At 69.5% G+C, this 20,341-nt stretch carries 14 protein-coding genes; 4 read left to right on the plus strand and 10 right to left on the minus strand.

Annotated features, from left to right (window positions below; all coding sequences use genetic code 11):
* Window positions 1–67: 67 nt before the first annotated feature.
* Genes ACTPOE_RS00460 through ACTPOE_RS00495 form a run of 8 tightly spaced genes read right to left on the minus strand, consistent with a single transcriptional unit; the run spans window position 68 to window position 11,737 of the window.
* Window positions 68–1,273, minus strand: coding sequence for an acetate/propionate family kinase (locus ACTPOE_RS00460; protein WP_458870167.1), 1,206 nt, complete (start codon window positions 1,271–1,273; stop codon window positions 68–70).
* Window positions 1,270–2,679 (minus strand): bifunctional enoyl-CoA hydratase/phosphate acetyltransferase, encoded by a 1,410-nt coding sequence (locus ACTPOE_RS00465; RefSeq protein WP_458870169.1) that lies wholly within the window; start codon window positions 2,677–2,679, stop codon window positions 1,270–1,272. The genes ACTPOE_RS00460 and ACTPOE_RS00465 overlap by 4 nt, the downstream gene beginning before the upstream one ends.
* 7 nt (window positions 2,680–2,686) lie before the next feature.
* On the minus strand, window positions 2,687–3,433 hold the full coding sequence (phbB, locus tag ACTPOE_RS00470) for an acetoacetyl-CoA reductase (protein WP_458870171.1): 747 nt from the start codon (window positions 3,431–3,433) through the stop codon (window positions 2,687–2,689).
* Between the two features lie 26 nt (window positions 3,434–3,459).
* A complete protein-coding gene (locus ACTPOE_RS00475; protein WP_458870173.1) occupies window positions 3,460–4,593 on the minus strand; it encodes an ABC transporter permease in 1,134 nt (377 codons plus the stop codon).
* Window position 4,594: 1 nt separating this feature from the next.
* Window positions 4,595–7,363, minus strand: a complete 2,769-nt coding sequence (gene rbbA, locus ACTPOE_RS00480; protein ID WP_458870175.1) for a ribosome-associated ATPase/putative transporter RbbA — start codon at window positions 7,361–7,363, stop codon at window positions 4,595–4,597.
* Window positions 7,364–7,367: 4 nt separating this feature from the next.
* Window positions 7,368–8,444 (minus strand): HlyD family secretion protein, encoded by a 1,077-nt coding sequence (locus tag ACTPOE_RS00485; RefSeq protein ID WP_458870177.1) that lies wholly within the window; start codon window positions 8,442–8,444, stop codon window positions 7,368–7,370.
* Between the two features lie 5 nt (window positions 8,445–8,449).
* Entirely contained in the window at window positions 8,450–9,928 is a 1,479-nt protein-coding gene (locus ACTPOE_RS00490) for an efflux transporter outer membrane subunit (protein WP_458870179.1), read from the minus strand.
* 54 nt (window positions 9,929–9,982) lie between these two features.
* Window positions 9,983–11,737 (minus strand): PHA/PHB synthase family protein, encoded by a 1,755-nt coding sequence (locus ACTPOE_RS00495; protein WP_458870181.1) that lies wholly within the window; start codon window positions 11,735–11,737, stop codon window positions 9,983–9,985.
* Between the two features lie 97 nt (window positions 11,738–11,834).
* Between ACTPOE_RS00495 and ACTPOE_RS00500 the strand changes: the two genes are divergently transcribed.
* Entirely contained in the window at window positions 11,835–12,509 is a 675-nt protein-coding gene (locus ACTPOE_RS00500) for a TetR/AcrR family transcriptional regulator (RefSeq protein WP_458870183.1), read from the plus strand.
* Window positions 12,510–12,617: 108 nt separating this feature from the next.
* On the opposite strand, the gene ACTPOE_RS00505 is transcribed toward ACTPOE_RS00500, so the two are convergent.
* Window positions 12,618–14,975: a Tex family protein gene (locus ACTPOE_RS00505; RefSeq protein WP_458872710.1), complete on the minus strand. Its 2,358-nt coding sequence runs from the start codon at window positions 14,973–14,975 to the stop codon at window positions 12,618–12,620.
* A gap of 120 nt (window positions 14,976–15,095) precedes the next feature.
* Here ACTPOE_RS00505 and ACTPOE_RS00510 point away from each other — a divergent pair, with 120 nt between their 5' ends.
* Entirely contained in the window at window positions 15,096–17,162 is a 2,067-nt protein-coding gene (locus tag ACTPOE_RS00510) for an ATP-dependent DNA helicase (RefSeq protein WP_458870185.1), read from the plus strand.
* A gap of 221 nt (window positions 17,163–17,383) precedes the next feature.
* Here the strand turns inward: ACTPOE_RS00510 and ACTPOE_RS00515 are convergent, their stop codons facing one another.
* Window positions 17,384–18,151 carry an outer membrane protein assembly factor BamD gene (locus ACTPOE_RS00515; protein ID WP_458872711.1) on the minus strand — a complete coding sequence of 256 codons (768 nt, stop codon included), beginning with the start codon at window positions 18,149–18,151 and terminating at the stop codon, window positions 17,384–17,386.
* 127 nt (window positions 18,152–18,278) lie between these two features.
* Here ACTPOE_RS00515 and ACTPOE_RS00520 point away from each other — a divergent pair, with 127 nt between their 5' ends.
* Together ACTPOE_RS00520 and pgeF are read left to right on the plus strand one after the other, a co-directional pair.
* Entirely contained in the window at window positions 18,279–19,256 is a 978-nt protein-coding gene (locus ACTPOE_RS00520; RefSeq protein ID WP_458870187.1) for an RluA family pseudouridine synthase, read from the plus strand.
* Window positions 19,237–20,202, plus strand: coding sequence for a peptidoglycan editing factor PgeF (gene pgeF, locus ACTPOE_RS00525; RefSeq protein ID WP_458870189.1), 966 nt, complete (start codon window positions 19,237–19,239; stop codon window positions 20,200–20,202). The genes ACTPOE_RS00520 and pgeF overlap by 20 nt, the downstream gene beginning before the upstream one ends.
* Window positions 20,203–20,341 lie beyond the last annotated feature (139 nt).

The raw sequence follows: 20,341 nt of genomic DNA on the forward strand, positions 1-20,341 counted from the left end.
TTATCATGAGAAACGAGAGGCCGGGGGCCCGGATCGCCTTCGAACAGGTCCCGGAGCAGGGACCGCTTCAGTCCAGCAGGTCGAGGGCGTGCCGGGCCGCGATCCATTCCTCATTGGTGGGTTCCATCGCGACCCGCACGGTGCCGCCGGGCGCCGACAGCGTCGTGGCCTGGGCCGCGTTGGCCATGGGATCCAGCGCCACACCCAGCCAGGCCAGTCCTTCGCAGATCCGCCGGCGCAACTCGACGCTGTGCTCGCCGATTCCGGCCGTGAACACCAGCATGTCCAGTCCACCCAGCACGGCCGTCAGCGCGCCGATCTCGCGCACGATGCGGCGCACGTACATGTCCAGGGCCAGCCGCGCGCGGGGCTCCCGGGCCTCGACGGCCAGCAGGTCGCGCGGATCGGGCGAAATGCCCGAGACGCCCTTCAGGCCGGACTCGTGATACAGGATGCGGCCGACTTCCTCCAGGCTGAGCCGCTCGATCTCCATCAGGTAGATCACGGCTCCCGGGTCCAGCGAGCCGGTGCGGGTGCCCATCATCAGGCCGTCCAGTGCGGAGAAGCCCATCGTGGTGGCCTGGCTGCGCAGGTCGAGCATGGCGCACAGGCTGGCGCCGCTGCCCAGGTGGGCGGCGATGACGCGCCCGCGCGCCTGGTCGCCGTGGCGCTCGGGCAGGGCGATGGACAGGTATTCGTAGGACAGGCCGTGGAAGCCGTAGCGGCGCAAGCCGCGTTCCCAGGCATCATAGGGCAGCGGCAGCATCTGCTCGATCTGCGGGATGGTGTGGTGGAAGGCGGTGTCGAAGCAGGCGATCTGGGTCAGGCCGGGCCGTTCACGCAGCAGGATGTCGATGGCCTCCAGGGCGAAGGGCTGGTGCAGCGGCGCCAAGGGGATGTAGCCGCGCAGGTCCTCCAGGACGTCGGCGTCGATGCGCACCGGCGCGAAATACTTGCTGCCCCCGTGGACGACGCGGTGGACGACGGCCACCAGGCGCCCGTCGCCCAGCCGGGCATGCACGCGCCGCAGGATCAGGTCGAGGGCGCAGCGGTAGGGGGCCTGCGGGTCCAGCCGGACGGCGAACGGCGCCACGCCGGTCTCGCCGAAATCCGGCCGCTCGCCACCGATGCCCTGGACCTTGCCGTTCCAGGCCGGGTGGCGTGGCAGCGGGCTGGCCGAGGTGTCGAACAGCGCGAACTTGATGCTCGACGAACCGCAGTTCAGCACCAGGATCAGGGCTTGCCCGGAAGTGGAAGTCTGGCCGATGGTCATAGAGGAGTGCTCCGGTAGTGGTGCGCCAGCAGCAGGGCCAGGGCGCATGAGGCGATGCGGGATTCGTAGGTGTCGGCCCGGCTGGTCAGGATGATGGGCACGCGGGCGCCCAGGACGATGCCGGCGCTGGCCGCGTCGCCCAGGTACATGAGTTGCTTGGCCAGCATGTTGCCGCTTTCCAGGTCGGGCGCCACGAGGATGTCCGCGCGTCCCGCGACGTCCGAGCGGATGCCCTTGATGTGGGCCGCCGCCAGGGAGACGGCGTTGTCGAAGGCCAGCGGGCCGTCGAGCCGGCCCCCGCTGATCTGGCCGCGATCGGCCATCTTGCACAGGGCGGCCGCGTCCAGGGTGGCCGGCATTGCGGCGCTGACCGTCTCCACGGCGGCCAGGATGGCCACGCGCGGCTGCTCGACGCCGATCGCATGGGCCAGATCGATGGCGTTGCGGATGATGTCGGCCTTCTGCTCCAGGGTCGGGGCGATGTTGATCGCGGCGTCGGTGATGATGAAGGGGCGCGGGTATTGGGGCGTCTGCATCAGGTAGCAGTGGCTGACGCGCCGCTTGGTGCGCAGGCCGTCGGCGCGTACCACCGCGCCCATCAGTTCGTCGGTATGCAGGCTGCCTTTCATCAGGGCCTCGACCTCGCCCGTCCGGGCCAGGGCCACGGCCAGGTCGGCCGCCGCGTGGCTGTGCGGCACGTCGCGGACGTCCAGGCCATCGAGCGATGCGCCCAGGGCCTGGGCGGCCTGTTCCAGGCGTGTCCGGGGGGCCACCAGGATCGGATCGATCAAGCCTTCGCTGCGGGCGTCCAGGGCCGCCCGCAGACTGATCTCGTCGCAGGGGTGCGCCACCGCCACCCGGATCGGATCGCGTCCGCGCGCGTGCCCCAGCAGGGTGCGCAGCCCGTCCCGCGCGGCGTCCTGGATGCGGATCTCGGGCAAGGAGCCGCGGGGGCATTCGATGGACCGTTCGGGCGCCTGGACGCAGGCCTCGCCCTCGATGGCGACCGTTCCGTCGGGCAGGGTGCAGGCGCAGGCCAGGCGGACGCGCCGGTGCCCGGGCTCCAGGGCGGTTACCCGGACTTCGACGGTCAGGCGGTCGCCGACGCGCACTGGCGCCAGGAACGACAGGCTCTGGCTCAGGTAGAGGGTGCCGGGGCCAGGGAGCTGGGTGCCCAGCACGGCCGAGATCAGCGAGGCCCCCCACATGCCATGGGCGATCACGCTCTGGAAGGGGCCGTGCGCGGCGAAGTCGGGATCCAGGTGCTGCGGATTGACGTCGCCCGAGACGGCGGCGAACAACTGGATGTCCCGGGAGGTCAGTACCCGGTCGATGCGGGCGTGGTCCCCCACGGCGAGTTCCGCGAAGGTCCGGTTGCGCAGGGCGTTCAGCGAGGAGTCGGTCATGGATGTCTCAATACATGTGCTGGCCGCCGTTCATGGCCAGGTTGCTGCCCGTCATGAACGCCGCCAGGTCGCCGCAGACGAAGGCGACCAAGGCGCCGATCTCTTCGGGGCGTCCCAGGCGGCCGATGGGGATCTGGGAGATGATCTGGCTTTCCAGTACGTCGTGGGGGACGGCGGCGACCATGGCCGTGTCCATGTAGCCCGGGGAGACCGTGTTGACGGTGACGCCCTTGCGCGCCAGTTCCAGCGCCAGCGATTTGGTGAAGCCGTGGATCCCGGCCTTGGCCGCGGCGTAGTTGGTCTGGCCGAACTGGCCTTTGCTGCCGTTGATCGAGGCGATGTTCACGATGCGGCCCCAGCCGGCCTCGACCATGCCGTCGACGAAGGGCTGGGTGACGTTGAACATGGAATCCAGATTGGTGCGCAGCACGCTGTCCCAGGCGGATTTTCGCATCTTGCGGAAGGTGCCGTCGCGCGTGATGCCGGCGTTGTTCACCAGGATGTCCACCCGGTGGCCGTCGGCCCGGATGCGTTCGGCCATGGCCAGGCACGAGGCTTCGTCGGCCACGTCGGCGCCGTAGGCATGGAAAGTGTAGCCGTCGTCGGCCTGCGCCTTCAGCCAGGCCGGGACGTGGTCGTTGCCGGGGGAGTGCGCGACCAGGACGGTGCGGCCCTGCTCGTGCAGGGCGCGGGCGATGGCCTGGCCGAGTCCGCCGGTGCCACCGGTGACCAGGGCGGTATGGGGAGAGGACATGATGGGCTCCTTGGTGGGGTGGGAAATCAGGCCATGCTGCCGATGGTCGAACGGAATCGCCGCAGCGAGAGATGGAACATGATGGAACCGATGACCAGCAGCGCGGCGAACGAGGGCCAGACGACCTCGAATCCGGCGCCCCGGTACAGGATAGCCTGCCCCAGTTCGACGAAGTGCGTGGTCGGCGCGGCCAGCATCAGGTCCTGGACGAACCGCGGCATGCTTTCACGTGGCGTGGTGCCGCCCGAGAGCATCTGCAGCGGCAGCAGGATCAGGATCATCAGCATGCCGAACTGGGGCATGTTGCGCGCCAGGGTCGCCAGCCAGATGCCCATGGCGGTCATGGCGAACAGGTGCAGCGTGGCGCCGGCGAAGAACAGCGGCAGCGAGCCTTCGATCGGCACCTGCAGCAGGCCGCGCACGATGCCGTTGAGCGACAGGGCGGCGGCGGCCAGCACCACCAGGCTCATGGACCAGACCTTGGAGAGCATGATCTGAGCCGGCGTGACGGGCATGACCAGCAGATGTTCGATGGTGCCGTGCTCCCGCTCGCGGATCAGGGCGGCGCCGGTCAGGATCAGCGACAGCATGGTGATCTGATTGATGATTTCCATCAGGCCGCCGAACCAGGATTTTTCCAGGGCGGGGTTGAAGCGCGCGCGCAGCACCAGGTCCACCGGCGGAGCCATCGACGGATTGCGTCCGCGCAGGAAGGTGCCGATCTCGTCGAGAATGATCCGCTGGATGTTGCCGTTGCCGGTGAAGGCCTGGCTCATGCGGGTGGCGTCCACGTTGATCTGGATCTCGGCCGCCCCGCCGGAGAGCACATTGCGCTGGAAGTTCGGCGGGATGTTCAGCACGAAGGAGTAGCGGCCGATGTCCATGCCGGGATCCACTTCTTCGTGGCCGATCATGGCGGGCGGGATGAACTGGGGTGGATAGAAGGCGGCCGTGATCTGTTGGGACAGCGGGGAATGGTCCTCGTCCACGATGGCGATGGCGACGTGGTGCAGGGTCTCGGGCACGGCCGTGGCGGCGGTGTAGACCGAGACCGTGAAGGAAAAGGCGATCAGCACCAGCATGACGGGATCGCGCCACAGGCTCCAGAGTTCCTTGACGCCCAGTCGCCAGATCGTGCCGAGGGAAGCATGCCGCTTCATGTCAGCGGTCCTGTTTGCGCAAAAGGGCGACGGCCGTGCCCAGGATGACCGGGATGGACAGCATCATCGGCCAGATCGAAGGCCAGAGGTCGTGAAATTCGAGCGCCTTGTTGAAGACGCCCCGGCTGATGGTGAACATGTAGGCGGTCGGGTAGGTCCGGCCGATGATCCGGCCCAGGCCCTCCAGCGAGCTGACAGGGTCCAGCAGGCCCGAGAACTGGATGGCCGGGATCAGGGTGGCGATCATGGTGAAGAACATGGCGGCGATCTGGCTGCGCGTCATGGCCGAGGCCAGCAGGCCCAGGCCTGTGGCGGCGACGCAGTAGACGACGCCGGTCAGCGCCAGGGTGGCGAGGCTGCCCTTGATCGGCACGTCGAAGACTGTGACCGACAGCAGACACATGGCCGCGAGGTTCAGCAGCGCCAGGCCGATGTAGGGAATCTGCTTGCCCAGCAGGAATTCCGTTCGCGTCACCGGGGTGACGTACAGGTTGATGATCGAGCCGATTTCCTTTTCGCGCACCACGGCCAGGGCCGTCAGCATGGCTGGCAGCATCATCAGCAGCAGCGGGATGACCACCGGCACCATGGCCGGCAGGCTGCGCACGTCCGGGTTGTAGCGGAAGCGCGTCTCCAGGCCGGCCGGCGAGGCGACGGGCACGCCCAGGCGTTCCCGGGCCTGCTGCGCCAGCCATTGCTGGTGCATGCCCTGGACGTAGCCTTTGAGGGTTTCGGCGCGCTGCGGCATGGCGCCGTCGATCCAGGCGCCGATCTCGGCCGTGCGTCCGTGCAGCAGGTCGCGCCCGAAGCCGGGAGGGATCTCGATCGCCAGGGACAGCTCGCCGCTGCGCATGCGGCGGTCCATGTCGGCTTCGTCGAGGATGGGGGGATGCTCGATGAAATAGCGCGAGCCCGACAGGTTCAGCGCATAATCGCGGCTGATCGTGCTGTTGTCCCGGTCCAGCACCGCGAAGCGCAGGTTCTCCACGTCCAGGCTGATGCCAAAGCCGATGACGAACATCAGCACCAGGGATCCCAGCAGAGCCAGCGTGCCGCGCACCGGATCGCGGCGCAGTTCCATGGATTCGCGCCGCATGGTGCTGAACAGGCGGCCCGGACTGAAGGACGGGATGCGGGCCGCGTGGTCCGCGCCCGCGGCGGTGGTCGCGGGGATGACCGGCGCGCCGGCCCCGGACGCCTCGGGCGCGGCGGTCCGTGGCGGTGGCGCGGATTCGCCGCTGGCTTCCAGCAGATAGCCGATGAAGGCCTCTTCCAGCGTTCTGGCGCCGCGCTTGCGCACCAGTTCGGCCGGCCGGTCGCTGTCGAGCACCCGGCCTGCATGCATCATGGACATGCGGTCGCAGCGTTCGGCCTCGTTCATGAAGTGGGTGGAAATGAAGATCGTCACCCGGTCGCGCCGCGACAGGGTGATCAGCAGGCGCCAGAACTCGTCGCGGGCCACCGGGTCCACGCCCGAGGTCGGTTCGTCCAGGATCAGCAGCTCGGGCTCGTGCACCATGGCGACGGCCAGCGACAGGCGCTGGCGGATGCCCAGCGGCAGGCTGTCGGGCAGCATGTCCAGCGCTTCGCCCAGGCCGAAGCGCGCCACCATGGTCCCGACGCGTTCGTCGATGCGTTTCGGCGCGACATGGAACAGGCGGGCGTGCAGGACCAGGTTCTGGCGTACCGTCAACTCGCTGTAGAGCGAGAAGGACTGCGACATGTATCCGACCCGGCGGCGCACGTCCAGGTCGTCGGGATCGATCTCGCGGCCGAACAGCCAGGCGCGGCCTTCGCTGGCGGGCAGCAGCCCGGTCAGCATTTTCATGGTGGTCGATTTGCCGCAGCCGTTGGAGCCCAGGAAGCCGAAGATCTCGCCGCGGCGGATGCGGAAGCTGACGTGATCGACGGCGACGAAATCGCCGAAGCGCATGGTCAGGTCGTGGGCCTCGATGGCGACGTCCCGCCCGCCGTCCCCGGGCAGCGGCGGGATCTCCACGGGGGCGTAGCCCTCGCGCCGGGCGGCCGGCAGCAGGTGGATGAAGGCCGACTCCAGCGTCGCCTGGCCTGTGGCTCGCAGCAGTTCGGCCGGCGTGCCGGTGGCGAGGATGCGGCCCCCGTCCATGGCGACCAGCCAGTCGAAGCGCTGCGCCTCGTCCATGTAGGCGGTGGCGACGATCACGCTCATTCCAGGCTGGCCGGCGCGGATGCGGGCGATCAGCTCCCAGAACTGGGCGCGGGCCAGGGGGTCCACGCCGGTCGTCGGCTCGTCCAGGATCAGGAAGTCCGGGTCGTGGATCAGGGCGCAGCACAGGCTGAGTTTTTGCTTCATGCCGCCCGAGAGCTTGCCGGCGGGACGCGACAGGAAGGGGTGCAGGCCGGTGCTGCGGGTCAGGCCGTCGATACGGCGGCGCCGTTCGGCGGCTCCGTGGCCGAACAGCCTCGCGAAGAACTGCAGATTTTCCTCGACCGAGAGCGTCGGGTAGAGATTCTTCCCCAGCCCTTGCGGCATGTAGGCGATGCGCGGGCAGGTACGCTGGCGGTGGGCGCGCCGCGCCATGTCGCCGCCCAGAACCTCGGCCCGGCCTTCCTGGATGACGCGGGCCCCGGCCAGGATCGACAGCAGGGTGGACTTGCCCACGCCGTCCGGGCCGATCAGGCCGACCATGCGGCCGGCCGGGATGTCGAGGTCGATGCGATCCAGCGCCCGGGTCTTGCCGTAGCGGTGGCTCAGCCCCAGGGTCCGGGCGACGGGAGTGTCCTGCGTCATGGGCCTACTCGGGCAGGCGGACGGTCAGGGCGTCGGGCCAGGGCCGGGAGGCGTCGGTGCGTACCCAGGCGACGCCGGGCAGGCCGGTCTTGACCTGTTCGAGGTGCTTGCGCAGAAGGTCCCGGGGGATGCGCGCCTTGATGCGGAACATGAGTTTCTGCCGCTCGCTGGCCGTTTCCACGGTCTTGGGCGTGAACTGCGCCTGGCTGGCGACGAAAGCGACTTCGGCGGGAATCACGTATTGCGGGGCTGCGTCCAGGACGATGCGGACTTCGCTGCCCAGGGCCAGCCGGCCGGCGACGGCCTCGGGCATGAAGAAGGTCATGGTCACGTCGGACAGGTCCAGCATGTTGAGCACGCGGCCTCCAGCGGCCAGGACTTCGCCCGGCTGGGCCACGCGCAGCTGGATGCGGCCGTCGCGCGGGGCCTTGAGGCGGCTGTCCTCCAGGTCGGCCCGGATGCGCGCCACCGTGGCGGCCGCGGCAGCCACGGCGGATTCGGCGCCCACCTGGTCGGCCTTGGCCGCCGACACGCCGGCCTGGGCCGACACCACCTGGGCGCGGGCGGCGGCGAGGCCGGCTTCGGCGCTGTGCAGCCGGGCCTGGTCGTCGTCCAGTTCCTGCTGCGAGGCGGCGCCGCGCTTGACCAGCGAACTGGAGCGGTTCAGGCGTTGCCGGGCGGCGAACAGGTCGCTTTCGCGCTGCCTGACGACGGCCTGCGCCGTGGCGACGTCGCTTTCCCGCAGGGCGACCTGCGCCTGGGCCGCGATGACGGCATGGCCGGCCTGCCGCCAGCGGGCCTCGGCTTCCTCGATCTGGGCTTGCAGGGAATCCGGGTTCATGAGGGCCAGGGTCTGGCCGGCCTGGACGAAATCGCCCTCGTCGGCCAGGATCTGATCGACCCGGCCAGGCAGCTTGGTGGCGATGTCGATCTCGGTGGCCTCGATGCGGCCGTTGCCTTGCATGAAGCCGGGGCCGGGGCCGCGATCCTGGGACCAGCGCCAGACGCCGTAGGCGCCGGCGGCCACGGCGGCGATCAGGATCAGCGGCAGGGATTTCTTGATTTTATCGGTGAGGTTCATGTCGCTCAGGGATCGGTATGAGAGGAGGGGGCGGGGTGATCCGCGTCCGTCGCGGCGGCGCCTGGAGCCTGGCCTGCGCCGCCGCCCAGGGCGGTGTACAGGGCCACCTGGCTCGACAGCCACGCGCGGTGGGTCTGGACCAGTTGCTGCTGGGCCGTCAGCAGGTCGCGCTTGGCATCCAGGACTTCCAGGTAGGGCGCGGCGCCGCTGTCGTAGCGTAGCTGGGCCAGATCGGCCCGTTCGGCCTGGGTGTACGTCATGCGGGCCAGGATTTCCATCTGCTCGGCCAGGCCCTGGCGGGCCGACAGGGCGTCGGCCACTTCGCGGAAGGCAGTCTGGATGCTTTTCTCGTAAGTGGCCACCGCCATGTCGCGGCGGACTTCGGCCACGTCCAGATTGGCCCGCAGGCGGCCGGCCGTGAAGATCGGGACTTCGATGACGGGCGCGAAGGTCCAGGTCTTGCTGCCGCCGCCGAACAGGCCGTCGAGTTCGGCGCTGGCCGTTCCGATGCCCGAAGTCAGCGCGATGCGCGGCAGGAAGGCGGCGCGCGCGGCGCCGATGCGGGCGTGCGCGGATCGCAGCCGATGTTCGGCGGCGCGGATGTCCGGGCGCGCCAGCAGAACCTCGGAGGGCAGGCCGGGTTCCAGCCGGGCCAGCCGGGTGGCTTCCAGGTCGATGCCGCGGGTCGGCGCGATGCCGGGGTCGGTGCCCGCCAGCAGCGTCAATGCGTGCGCGGCGGCGGCCCGTTCCTGTTTCAACTGGGCCCGCAGGGCTTCGGCCTGGATCAGCAGGGTGCGCACCTGGGTCAGTTCCAGCTCCGAGGACGATCCGACCGTCTTGCGCTGCAGGAAGATGTCCAGGGACTGGCGGCGGTTGCGCACGGCCTCGTCCGCCAGGAAGGCGCGCTGGTCCAGTTCCCGCAGGGCGAGTACCGAATCGGCCACCTGGCGCACCAGCGTCACCTGGACGGCCTGCCGGGCCGCATCGGTCGCCAGCCATTCGTCCAGCGCGGCGTCATTCAGATTGCGGATCCGGCCCCAGAGGTCGATTTCCCAGTTGGTCAGGCCGATGCTCGCCTGGTTCCGCGTCTGGATCTGCGGCTGGCCGGTGACGGTGAGATCGCCGGGAACGTGGCCGCGCTCGATACCGCCCTGGACGCCGATCGACGGCGCCAGGTCGGCCCGCTGGATGCGGTAGGCGGCCTCGGCCTCGCGCACGCGCAGCACGGCCAGCCGCAGGTCGCGGTTGTGCTCCAGCGCCAGGCCGATCAGCCGGCGCATGTCGGAATCCTGGAAGTAGTGCGACCAGGCCAGGTCGTGCAGCGCGCGGACGGTGGCCGCTTCCGTGTCGGCGGGCCAGGTGTCGGCGACCGGCGAGGGCGGCAGACGCGTCTCGGGCGCCAGGTTGACGCAGGCCGACAGGGCCAGCAGGCCGGCGGCTCCCAGGGCGCGGAGCAGGGGCCGGCCGACGGCGATGCCGGCCATGGGGCCTCGTGCGCCGCGCGGGAGCGGGCGAGGCGGAGTCTGCCGGTGCATGGCTCAGGTCTCCAGTACGTAGCGCCCGGGGGCGGCTCCCAGGCCCGGACGGCCGGGGATTCCCAAGGCAGGCGGGGCTTCGGGTGCGCCCGAACGGTCCGCCAGCCACTGCGACCAGGCCGTCCACCAGGACCCGTCGTTGACGGGCGTGGCGGCCATCCATTCGTCAGGCGGCAGGAAGGGGTCGCCGGGCTGGCGGGTCCGGATGCGGTACTGGCGCCGGGGATGGCCGGGCTCGTTGACGATTCCGGCGTTATGCCCGCCGCTGGTCAGCACGAAGCTCAATTCGCCCGGCAGGAACTGGTGCAGCTTGTAGACCGAGCGCCAGGGGGCGACATGGTCGGTGATGGTGCCCACGGCGAAGACCGGCAGGCGGACGTCGCCGATCGATACGGGCCGTCCGCCCACGGGGTAGCGTCCGGCGCTCAGGTCGTTGTTCAGGTACAGCCGCCGCAGGTACTGCGAATGCATGCGGGCGGGCATGCGGGTGGTGTCGGCGTTCCAGGCCATCAGGTCGTTCATGGGTCGCCGATCGCCCAGCAGGTATTCGTGGATGACGCGCGACCAGAGCAGGTCGTAGGAACGCAGCATCTGGAAGGCGCCGGCCATCTGGTCGGCGCTGAAGTAGCCCCGGCGCCCCATCTGGGCTTCGAGCATGTGCACCTGGGCTTCGTCGATGAACAGACCGATTTCCCCGGGCTCGCTGAAATCGACCTGGGCCGTGAACAGGCTGACGCTGGCGAGCCGCGCATCGCCGTCGCGTGCCATCGCCGCCGCCGCGATCGACAACAGCGTGCCGCCCAGGCAGTAGCCGGTGGCGTGGATGCGACGTTCCGGCTGGATGCGTCCAATGGCGTCCAGGGCGGCGAAGAACCCATGGCGCAGGTAGTCGTCCATGCCCAGGTCGGCATCCTGGTCGGCGGGATTCTTCCAGGAGATGCAGTAGACGGTGTAGCCCTGGTCGCGCAGGAAGCGGACCAGGGAATTGTGCGGCGACAGGTCCAGGATGTAGTACTTCATGATCCAGGCCGGCACCAGCAGGATCGGTTCCGGCCGCACGGTCGCGGTCGTGGGGGCATACTGGATCAGCTCGATCAGCCGGTTGCGCAGGACCACTTTGCCCGGGGTGACGGCCACGTCGCGCCCGACGCGGAATTTGTCCGCCCCGGCGACCGGCATCTCGGCCTGGTGGCGGACGATGTCCTCCAGCAGGTAGCCGCCGCCGCGCAGCAGGTTCATCCCGCTTTCCTCGATCGTGCGGTTGATGGCGACCGGGTTTGTCCAGAGCTGGTTGCCGGGCGACATCATGTCCAGCCACTGCCGCGCCCAGAACGAGACTTGCCGCATGTGGTGCGGATCGGTGCCGTGCAGGCCGGACGTGGCTTCCTCCCACCAGTCCTGTGTCAGCAGGAATCCCTGGTGCAGCAGGTTGTAGGGCCAGCGGCACCAGGCCGGGTCGCTGAAGCGGCGGTCGGTTTCGGGCGGTGTGACGCAGACCCTGGACGGGTCCCCGGACGCTCGCAGGCAGTCGTACAGATAGTGCGCCAGTTCGCTCTGGTGGCTGGCGGCCAGGCGCAGCAGCTCGGTCCGCTTGCCGGGCGAGGCCGCCAGGTGCATGGCCCAGTCCAGCCACGCCAGGCTGAGCGAGGCGGGAGAGAGCGATGCGAACGCGCGCGCCTGGCTGGCGTGGAAATACTGGTCGGTGATCCGGGCGGCGACCCGGGAGTCCATGGTGCGGCTGTTCGAAGATGATGGCATGGCGATCCCCCTTAACGACTTTTTAGTCGATAATTTACCCGTCAGTCCTGATGCACATCAATGGCCCAGCCGGACTTTTCTTCCAGAATCAATCGTCATGCCGAAAACGCCGTCCCCGATCCAGCCCGCCGCCGGCCGCAAGCCCAGGAACCGTCGCCTGCCCGCCCACGAGCGCCGGGACCAGATACTGGACGCGGCCCTGCATGAATTCTCGGAACGCGGATTCGGCGCGGCGCGGATGGATGACATCGCCGCCCGGGCCGGCCTGTCCAAGGGAGGGCTGTACGCGCATTTCGAGAGCAAGGACGCCGTGTTCCAGGCGCTGATGCAGCGCATGCTGCTGCCGGATCTGCTGTTCGGCGGACGGCCGCCTCCGGCGGATGCCCGGCCTCCGGGGGCCGCGCTGGCGGCTCTGGTGGACGACTTCCTGGATCGTGCCTATGCGCGGCTGGAGGATGGCCGCTTCATCCGCACGCTGCGCCTGCTGATCGCCGAGGGGCCGAGGGCGCCGGAGGTCATCGAGGGCTGGCGCGAGGACCATCTCCGCTTGCTGCAGGGCCAGCAGGCCATGATGCGCCGCGCGGTCGAGGGGGGCGCGCTGCGAGACAGCGCGCTGACCGACATGGTGCATCTGATCCATGCCCCCATTCTGCTGGCGGCCGTCCTGAGGATGCTGCAGGACGATGAGCATGCGCGCGTCGTCCTGCCCCGGTTGCGGGCGGCCCATCGCCGCCTGTTGCTGGAGCAGTTGCTGCCGCCCGATCCCGCCTGAGGCCGTTCCGGGCCGGCTTGCCGTCCACCTCGCGGCCTGCATGCCGCCCGGATTCGTCAGGCACAGGACAGTCCGCAGGGGACTGTCCTATGTGTCCTATGTCCCGACTCATTCCTTGCGCAGCCGCGCGAAGGCCTCGGCCATGGCGCCCTGGGGCGCGGCGGCGGGCCGGTCGGGACGCCCACCGCGCAGGCCGGCACGGCCGCCCGGCCGTCCCGTGCCGCCCGCGCCGGCCGAGGGGCGGGGTTCCGGATCATCCTTGCGCATGCTCAGGGCGATGCGCTTGCGCGCCACGTCCACTTCCAGCACGCGCACCTGCACCGTCTGGCCCACGCGCACCACGTCGCGCGGATCCTTGACGAACTTGTCGGCCAGGGCGGACACGTGCACCAGGCCGTCCTGATGCACGCCTATGTCCACGAAGGCGCCGAAGTTGGCAACGTTGCTGACCACTCCCTCCAGGATCATGCCGGGCGCCAGGTCCTTGATGTCCTGGACGCCTTCCTTGAATTTCGCCGTCTTGAATTCGGGGCGGGGGTCGCGGCCCGGTTTTTCCAGTTCCGCGAAAATGTCGCGCACCGTGGGCAGGCCGAAACGCTCGTCGGTGAAGTCCGCCGGGGACAGGCCTTCGAGTGACCGGGCGTTGCCCATCACCGCCGCGGCGGGCTGGCCGGCCTTCAGCAGGATTCGTTCGACCACGGGATAGGCCTCGGGGTGCACGGCCGAGGCGTCCAGGGGGTTGTCGGACCCCGGGATGCGCAGGAAACCGGCCGCCTGCTCGAAGGCCTTGTCGCCGAAGCGGGGCACATCGCGCAGCGCCTTGCGGTTGCGGAAGGCGCCGTGCGCCTCGCGCCATTGCACGATATTGCGCGCCAGGGACTGGTTCAGTCCGGACACGCGCGTCAGCAGCGGCGCCGAGGCCGTGTTCACGTCCACGCCGACGGCGTTCACGCAGTCCTCGACCACAGCGTCCAGGGAGCGGGCCAGCTCGCGCTGGTTGACGTCGTGCTGGTACTGGCCCACGCCGATGGCCTTGGGCTCGATCTTCACCAGTTCGGCCAGCGGGTCCTGCAGGCGGCGGGCGATGGAGACCGCGCCGCGCAGGCTGACGTCCAGTTCGGGGAATTCCAGGGCCGCCAGCTCGGAGGCCGAATAGACCGAGGCGCCGGCCTCGGACACGACGACTCGCTCGAAGACCAGCTCGGGGTGGCGCTCGCGCAGCGCGGCGGCCAGGCGCTCGGTCTCGCGCGAGGCGGTGCCGTTGCCGATGGCCACCAGGTCGATCCGGTGGCGCGCGACCAGGGCGGCCAGGGTCCGCAGGCTGCCCTCCACGTCGCGGCGCGGCTCGAAGGGGTAGATGGTGGCGGTCTCCAGCAGCTTGCCGGTGGCGTCGATGGCGGCGACCTTGACGCCGGTGCGAATGCCGGGATCCAGGCCCAGCACGGCTTTCGGGCCGGCGGGCGCGGCCAGCAGCAGGTCCTTCAGGTTGGCGGCGAACACGCGGATGGCCTCGTCCTCGGCCGTTTCGCGCAGCCGTCCGATCAGCTCGGTCTCGAAGCCGGTCAGCAGCTTGACCCGCCAGGTCCAGCGGCAGACTTCGGCCAGCCAGTGCTGGCGGGGGGTGGCGCGGGCGTCGAAGCGCGCGTCCAGGTCCAGGATGCCGGCCACGCGCGCCACGAAGGGGTGCGGAGTCTCGGCCTCGCGCTCGGGATCCAGCCCCAGGCGCAGGTCCAGAATGCCTTGCTGGCGGCCGCGCAGCAGCGCCAGGATGCGGTGCGAGGGCAGGGTACGCAGGGCTTCGCTGAAGTCGAACCAGTCGCGGAAGTTCGCGCCCTCGGTTTCTTTGCCCGCCACGACCTGGGCGTATATCCGGCCGGTGTTCCAGAGTTCCGTGCGCAGCGTGTCCAGCAGCGTGGCGTTCTCCGCGAAGCGTTCGGCCAGGATGTCGCGCGCGCCATTCAGGGCGGCGCGCGCGTCCTCGAAGCCGGCTTCGGCGTTCAGGTAGGCGGCCGCCAGGACCTCGGGGTCGGCGGCGGAGTCGGCCAGCAGGGCGTCGGCCAGGGGCTCCAGGCCGGCTTCGCGGGCGATTTGGGCGCGCGTGCGCCGCTTCGGCTTGTAGGGGGCGTACAGGTCCTCCAGCCGCTGCTTGCTGTCGGCTTCCAGAATCCGCGTCCGCAAGGCGTCGTCGAGCTTGCCCTGTCCGGCGATCGAGTCCAGGATCGCCACGCGGCGGCCTTCCAGCTCGCGGATGTAGAGCAGGCGCACTTCCAGCTGGCGCAGCACCGTGTCGTCCAGTCCTCCGGTGGCTTCTTTGCGGTAGCGGGCGATGAAAGGCACGGTGGCGCCGGAATCCAGCAGGTCCACCGCCGCCGCGACCTGGGCGGGCCGGGCGTCGAGTTCCGCCGTCAGCAGCCGCAGGATGCGGGCGGAGTCGACGGCATGAGTCTGGGAGTCTGGGTTGATCATGGTCATGAGTGTCGCGTAGTACCGGTACAAGCGGCGCATTTTGCCATACCCGCCCCGCAACACCGGAATGCCTGGCGTATCATCCGGGGATCGACCCGTACCCACGCCGCGCTCCGCATCATGTTTTCCGACGATCTCGCCCAACTCTTCGGCCCCGACGGCCCGCTGGCTCGCCAGCTCCCGGGCTATGTGCCGCGCGCGGCCCAGCTGGAGCTGTCCGAGGCCATCCGCGACACTCTGGAAGGCGGCGGCGTGCTGATCGCCGAGGCCGGCACCGGCACGGGCAAGACCTGGGCCTACCTGGCGCCCGCCTTCCTGTCGGGCGGCAAGGTGCTGGTGTCCACCGGCACCCGGACCCTGCAGGATCAACTGTTCCGCCGCGACATCCCGCGCTTGCGCGACGCCCTGGCCTTGCCGGTGGACGTGGCGTTGCTCAAGGGGCGCGGCAACTACGTGTGCCACTATCACCTGGAACGTCTGGAGCAGGACGAGCGCGCCCTGAAGTCGCGCGATGAAATGTCCCAGTTGCGCGCCATCCGTCGCTTTGTGCGCGAAGGTGGCAGCGGCGACCGCGCTGATCTGCCTGAAGTGCCGGAAACCGCCGACATCTGGAACCGCGTGACCTCGACCCGGGAAAATTGCCTGGGCCAGGACTGTCCCCACGTGCGCGACTGCTTCCTGCTGAAGGCGCGCCGCCACGCCCAGGAGGCCGATGTGGTGGTGGTCAACCACGCTCTGTTCATGGCGGACCTGGCGCTGCGGGAAGAAGGCATCACCGACCTGCTGCCGGAAACCCGGCTGGTGGTCTTCGACGAGGCGCACCAACTGCCCGACACCGCCACCCGCTTCCTGGGGCAGAGCCTGTCGCTGCACCAGGTGCTGGACTGCGCCCGCCAGGCCGAGGCGGCCGGGCTGGCCCACGCGCGCGAGACCGTTCGCTGGAGCGAACTGTGCCAGACCCTGGACGCGGCGGCGCGCGACCTGCGCCTTGTCAGCGCCCCCGTGGGGAAGCTGCCGGGCGGCCGGGCGACTTTCGAGCAGATTCCCGAGGCCGAGGCCTTCGACCAGTCCCTGGAGCGCCTGGCGCAGGCGCTGGACGGACTGACCGAATCCCTGGGCACCCAGGAAGAACGCCACCCGGACCTGGCGGCCGCCGCCCGCACGGCGCGCACCTTGCGCGCCCGGCTGTGGCAGTGGGCGCATCCCGCCCGGGATGAGGCCGTCCGCAGAGCAGTCCCTGCGGACGGCCCTGTGCCGGACGAATCCGAACCGCGTGCAGGCGGTGAGGTGGGTGATGAAGCCGCCGTGCGCTGGATCGAGCACAGCGCGCACTCCGTGCGGCTGCAGCGGGCGCCCTTGTCGGTGGCGCGGATCTTTTCGGGATTCCGCCGGCCGGGCCAGTCCTGGGTGTTGGCGTCGGCCACTCTGTCGGTGCGCGGGGACTTTCAGCATTTCCAGCGCCAGCTGGGGTTGGGGGATGCCGGGACGCGCAGCTGGGCTTCGCCTTTCGATTATCCGGCGCAGGGGCTGCTGTACGTGCCCAAGGCGCTGCCGTGGCCGAGCGACCCCGGCTTCACGGACGCGTTCGCGCGCGCCCTTTTGCCGCTGGTGGACGCCTGCCCGGGTGGGGTGCTGGTGCTGTGCACCACCCTGCGCGCGGTCGATCGCGTGGCCGACGTCCTGCTGCGCGACATGCTGGCCTCGGACCGGCCGGTGATGCGCCAGGGCGAAGCCACGCGCGGCGTGCTGCTCGAGCGCTTCCGCTCGGCAGGCAATGCGGTGCTGGTGGGCAGCACCAGTTTCTGGGAAGGCATCGACGTGCCGGGCGATGCGCTGACCCTGGTGGCGATCGACAAGCTGCCTTTCGCCCCTCCCGACGATCCCGTGCTGGAAGCGCGCCTGAACGCCTGCCGGACCGAGGGCGGCAATCCCTTCATGGAATACCAGTTGCCGCAGGCAGCGCTGCTGCTCAAGCAGGGCGCGGGGCGCCTGATCCGGTCCGAGACCGACTGGGGGGTGCTGGTGGTGGGCGACGGACGCCTGGTGGACAAGCCCTACGGACGGCTGCTGTGGCAGGGGCTGCCGCCCTTCGCCCGTACCCGGGACGCCGGGGTGGCCCTGGACTTTCTGGGGCATCCGCCCGGCCGGCTGGAGCCGGCCATGGATGCTAGAGTCCTGTCTGGCTAATTCCGATCCTTACCTTCGGCGCCTGGGCTGGCCATGCTGCGTTGCTTGTCCACCTCACCGCTTGCAAGCGGTTCGGATTCGTCAGGCACGGAGCAGTCCGCAGGGACTGCTCCGTGTCCAGACTCATCCTCGGCGATAGCACCGGCTATCGCTGCGGTTTGCGCCTTGCCTGACAAGCCCATGCATCCGAATTCAAGTGACCAAACTCACCAGACAGGACACTAGAACCAGTTGATGGGGTTCCAGTGATTGACGGGCTCGTCCAGGCCCTGCTTGTAGTACTTGCTGTCAGGGAAGTTCTTGTCGAGTACGCGTTTGGCGTCGTCGCGCAGTTCCGGCATGCTCAGTTTGTCGTAGCTGAGCATCATCAGGTAGAGGGCCTTTTCCGCGATAGGCACGCCTTCGAAGTCGGTGACCACGGTCTGGGCGCGGTTGGCCGCCGCCACGTAGGCGCCGCGTTCGTAGTAGTACTGGGCGATGTGGACTTCGTTCTCGGCGATGGTGTTGACCAGCCAGGCGGCGCGCTTGCGGGCGTCGGGCGTGTAGCGGCTGTCGGGATAGCGCTTGATCAGCTCGTTGAAGGCCTCATAGGATTCGCGCAGGCCCTTGGGGTCTCGTTCGCTGGGATCCTGGCGCGTGAAGTTCGACAGGATGGCGCTGGGCGGCGTGAAGGTGATCATGCCCTTCAGGTACAGCATGTAGTCCGTGCCGGGATGATTCGGATATTGCTGCATGAAGCGGTCGATCGCGGCCTTGGCCTGTTCGGGCTCCTCATCCTTCCAGTTGACGTAGGCCTGGTCGATCAGGGACTGTTGCGCATAGATGCCGAAGGGGTAGCGGGCTTCCAGGGCTTCCAGGTTCTTGCGGGCGTCGGACCAGTTGCCCGAGCTGATGTCGGAGCGGGCCTGGCTGTAGAGGCGTTCCGCGCTCCAGCCGGCGGTCGGATCGACATTGCCCTTGGTCGAACTGCAGCCCGCCGCCAGGGCCATGCACAGGCAAGCCAGGATCAGCCGGATGTGGGTTGACAGGGCTTTCGGGAAAACAGGGGCATGCGCGGCCACGGGGCATCCTTGGTCAAGGTGTTAGCATTGTCGGCAGATTATATGATTTGTCGCCATGCCGTACACGGATATCGCCACCGAAGACACCGGTCCCGACGCGCCCGAGGTTTTCCATCTGCCTCTGGACGTCCTGCCGGATCGGCTGGACAAAACCCTCGCCCGCCTGATGCCGCGGCATTCGCGCAGCCGCCTGCAGTCCTGGATCGAGGACGGCCACGTCGAGGTCGACGGCGCCGTGGGCAAGGTGCGTACCCGGGTGGGGCCCGGCGCCCTCATCCGGGTCTGGCCCCAGCAGGCGCCCGAGGATCTGGCCTTCGTGCCCGAGGACGTGGCTTTCCGCGTGGTGGACGATTCCCCGGACTGGATCGTGGTGGACAAACCCGCCGGCCTGGTGACCCATCCGGGCGCGGGCAACTGGCACGGCACGCTGCTCAATGGCCTGTTGTTCCGCTATCCGGAATTGGCGCGCGTGGCCCGGGCCGGCATCGTTCACCGGCTGGACAAGGACACGTCGGGGCTGCTGGTCGTGGCCCGTACTGGAATCGCCCAGACGCAGCTCGTGCGCCAGCTCCAGGCGCGCACGGTCAAGCGTGAATACTGCGCGCTGGTGCATGGCGCGCTGTCGGGGCGGGGCACGGTGGACGCGCCGATCGGCCGCGACACCCGGGTGCCGGTCCGCATGAGCGCCGACCGTCCGGTGGCGCCCAAGCCCGCCGTCACGCACTACGAGTCCCTGGGCATCGGCCGTCACGGCGGGCTCGTCGTGTCCCGCGTGCTGTGCCGCCTGGAAACCGGCCGCACGCACCAGATCCGTGTCCACATGGCCCGCCTGCGGCACCCCCTGCTGGGCGACACTCTGTACGGCGGGCGGCTGGAGGCCGGCGCCGGCCGCCAGATGCTGCATGCGCGCGCCCTGGGCTTCGACGATCCCGTCACCGGGCGGCCTTGCGCTTTCACAGCCGTGCCGCCGGACGACTTCCGCCGCGTGCTCGACGGCATTCTCTGGGAAGGCGATGGCGACGACCGTACTTGAACCAGCCCCCGGCCTGCGGGGCGTGACGGGCGAACTCTGGGCCGGCGTGCGCTATTTTTCGACCTGGCGCGCCGGTGGTGTCAGCCAGGCGCCCCGGGACAGCCTGAACCTGGGCGCTCATGTCGGGGACGATCCGGCGGCCGTGGAGGAAAATCGGCGTCGGCTGCGACGAGCCTTGCCGGACGAACCCCTCTGGCTCGAACAGGTGCACGGCACGGCCGTGTTCGATGCCGATGCCGTGCCCGGCGGGCCCGGGCTGCCCGTGGGCGAGGCGCGGGCGTTTCCCGCGTCCGCCCCCTGCGCCGACGCCGCCACGACGACCCGGCGCGGCCGTCCCTTGGCGATCATGACCGCCGATTGTCTGCCGGTCGTTCTGGCCGACGAGGCCGGCACCGTGCTGGGCGTGGCCCATGCGGGCTGGCGCGGACTGGCGGCCGGGGTGCTGGAAAACACGCTGGACGCCATGCGCGGACGGGCGCCGGCCGCGCGCGCATGGCGCGCCTGGATCGGCCCGGGCATCGGGCCGCGGGCTTTCCAGGTCGGGCCGGAAGTGAGGGCCGCCTTCCTGGATCAGGATGCCGGTCTGGCGGAGTTCTTCGTTCTGGAGCGTCCTGGCGGCGACCGTTGGCTGGCCGACCTCGCGGGGCTGGCGCGCGCGCGGCTGCTGCGGGCCGGCGTCGATCGGGTGGAGGCCAGCGGGGAATGTACCTGGACGCGGGCGGACCGGTACTTTTCCTATCGGCGCGACCCCGGATCGGGGCGGCAGGCGACGCTGGCGTGGATGAGTCTGGACGCGGGGCAGTCCCTGCGGACTGGCCCGCGCCTGACGAATCCGAGCGCCTTGCAAGGCGCGAGGTGGGGAGATGCCGCAATCCAAGACGGTATCTGCGGACCTGGCCCGCGCTTGACGAATCCGAGCAGCATGCAGGCCGCGAGGTGGACATAGCGTGGGGCACTATTTTGGCGCATGTCGGCTTCGACATGGGCCCTATTCGGGCTAGCGACTTACCCGAATTGACGCGATTTGCCACAATGACAGAATAGGCGAACGAAAGGTTCCGGGTTGTTTCGGGATCTTGGTGGTA

Source organism: Castellaniella sp. WN (genome assembly GCF_054457555.1).

Excerpts from the sequence above, each read along its gene's own strand:
- ACTPOE_RS00495 (WP_458870181.1), bottom strand. The coding sequence starts at position 11,737 with ATGCCATCATCTTCGAACAGCCGCACCATGGACTCCCGGGTCGCCGCC.
- ACTPOE_RS00515 (WP_458872711.1), bottom strand. The coding sequence starts at position 18,151 with ATGGCCCTGGCGGCGGGCTGCAGTTCGACCAAGGGCAATGTCGATCCG.
- ACTPOE_RS00475 (WP_458870173.1), bottom strand. The coding sequence starts at position 4,593 with ATGAAGCGGCATGCTTCCCTCGGCACGATCTGGCGACTGGGCGTCAAG.
- ACTPOE_RS00520 (WP_458870187.1), top strand. The coding sequence starts at position 18,279 with ATGCCGTACACGGATATCGCCACCGAAGACACCGGTCCCGACGCGCCC.
- ACTPOE_RS00485 (WP_458870177.1), bottom strand. The coding sequence starts at position 8,444 with ATGAACCTCACCGATAAAATCAAGAAATCCCTGCCGCTGATCCTGATC.
- ACTPOE_RS00465 (WP_458870169.1), bottom strand. The coding sequence starts at position 2,679 with ATGACCGACTCCTCGCTGAACGCCCTGCGCAACCGGACCTTCGCGGAA.
- ACTPOE_RS00505 (WP_458872710.1), bottom strand. The coding sequence starts at position 14,975 with ATGATCAACCCAGACTCCCAGACTCATGCCGTCGACTCCGCCCGCATC.
- ACTPOE_RS00490 (WP_458870179.1), bottom strand. The coding sequence starts at position 9,928 with ATGGCCGGCATCGCCGTCGGCCGGCCCCTGCTCCGCGCCCTGGGAGCC.
- ACTPOE_RS00500 (WP_458870183.1), top strand. The coding sequence starts at position 11,835 with ATGCCGAAAACGCCGTCCCCGATCCAGCCCGCCGCCGGCCGCAAGCCC.
- ACTPOE_RS00510 (WP_458870185.1), top strand. The coding sequence starts at position 15,096 with ATGTTTTCCGACGATCTCGCCCAACTCTTCGGCCCCGACGGCCCGCTG.
- rbbA (WP_458870175.1), bottom strand. The coding sequence starts at position 7,363 with ATGACGCAGGACACTCCCGTCGCCCGGACCCTGGGGCTGAGCCACCGC.
- ACTPOE_RS00460 (WP_458870167.1), bottom strand. The coding sequence starts at position 1,273 with ATGACCATCGGCCAGACTTCCACTTCCGGGCAAGCCCTGATCCTGGTG.
- phbB (WP_458870171.1), bottom strand. The coding sequence starts at position 3,433 with ATGTCCTCTCCCCATACCGCCCTGGTCACCGGTGGCACCGGCGGACTC.
- pgeF (WP_458870189.1), top strand. The coding sequence starts at position 19,237 with ATGGCGACGACCGTACTTGAACCAGCCCCCGGCCTGCGGGGCGTGACG.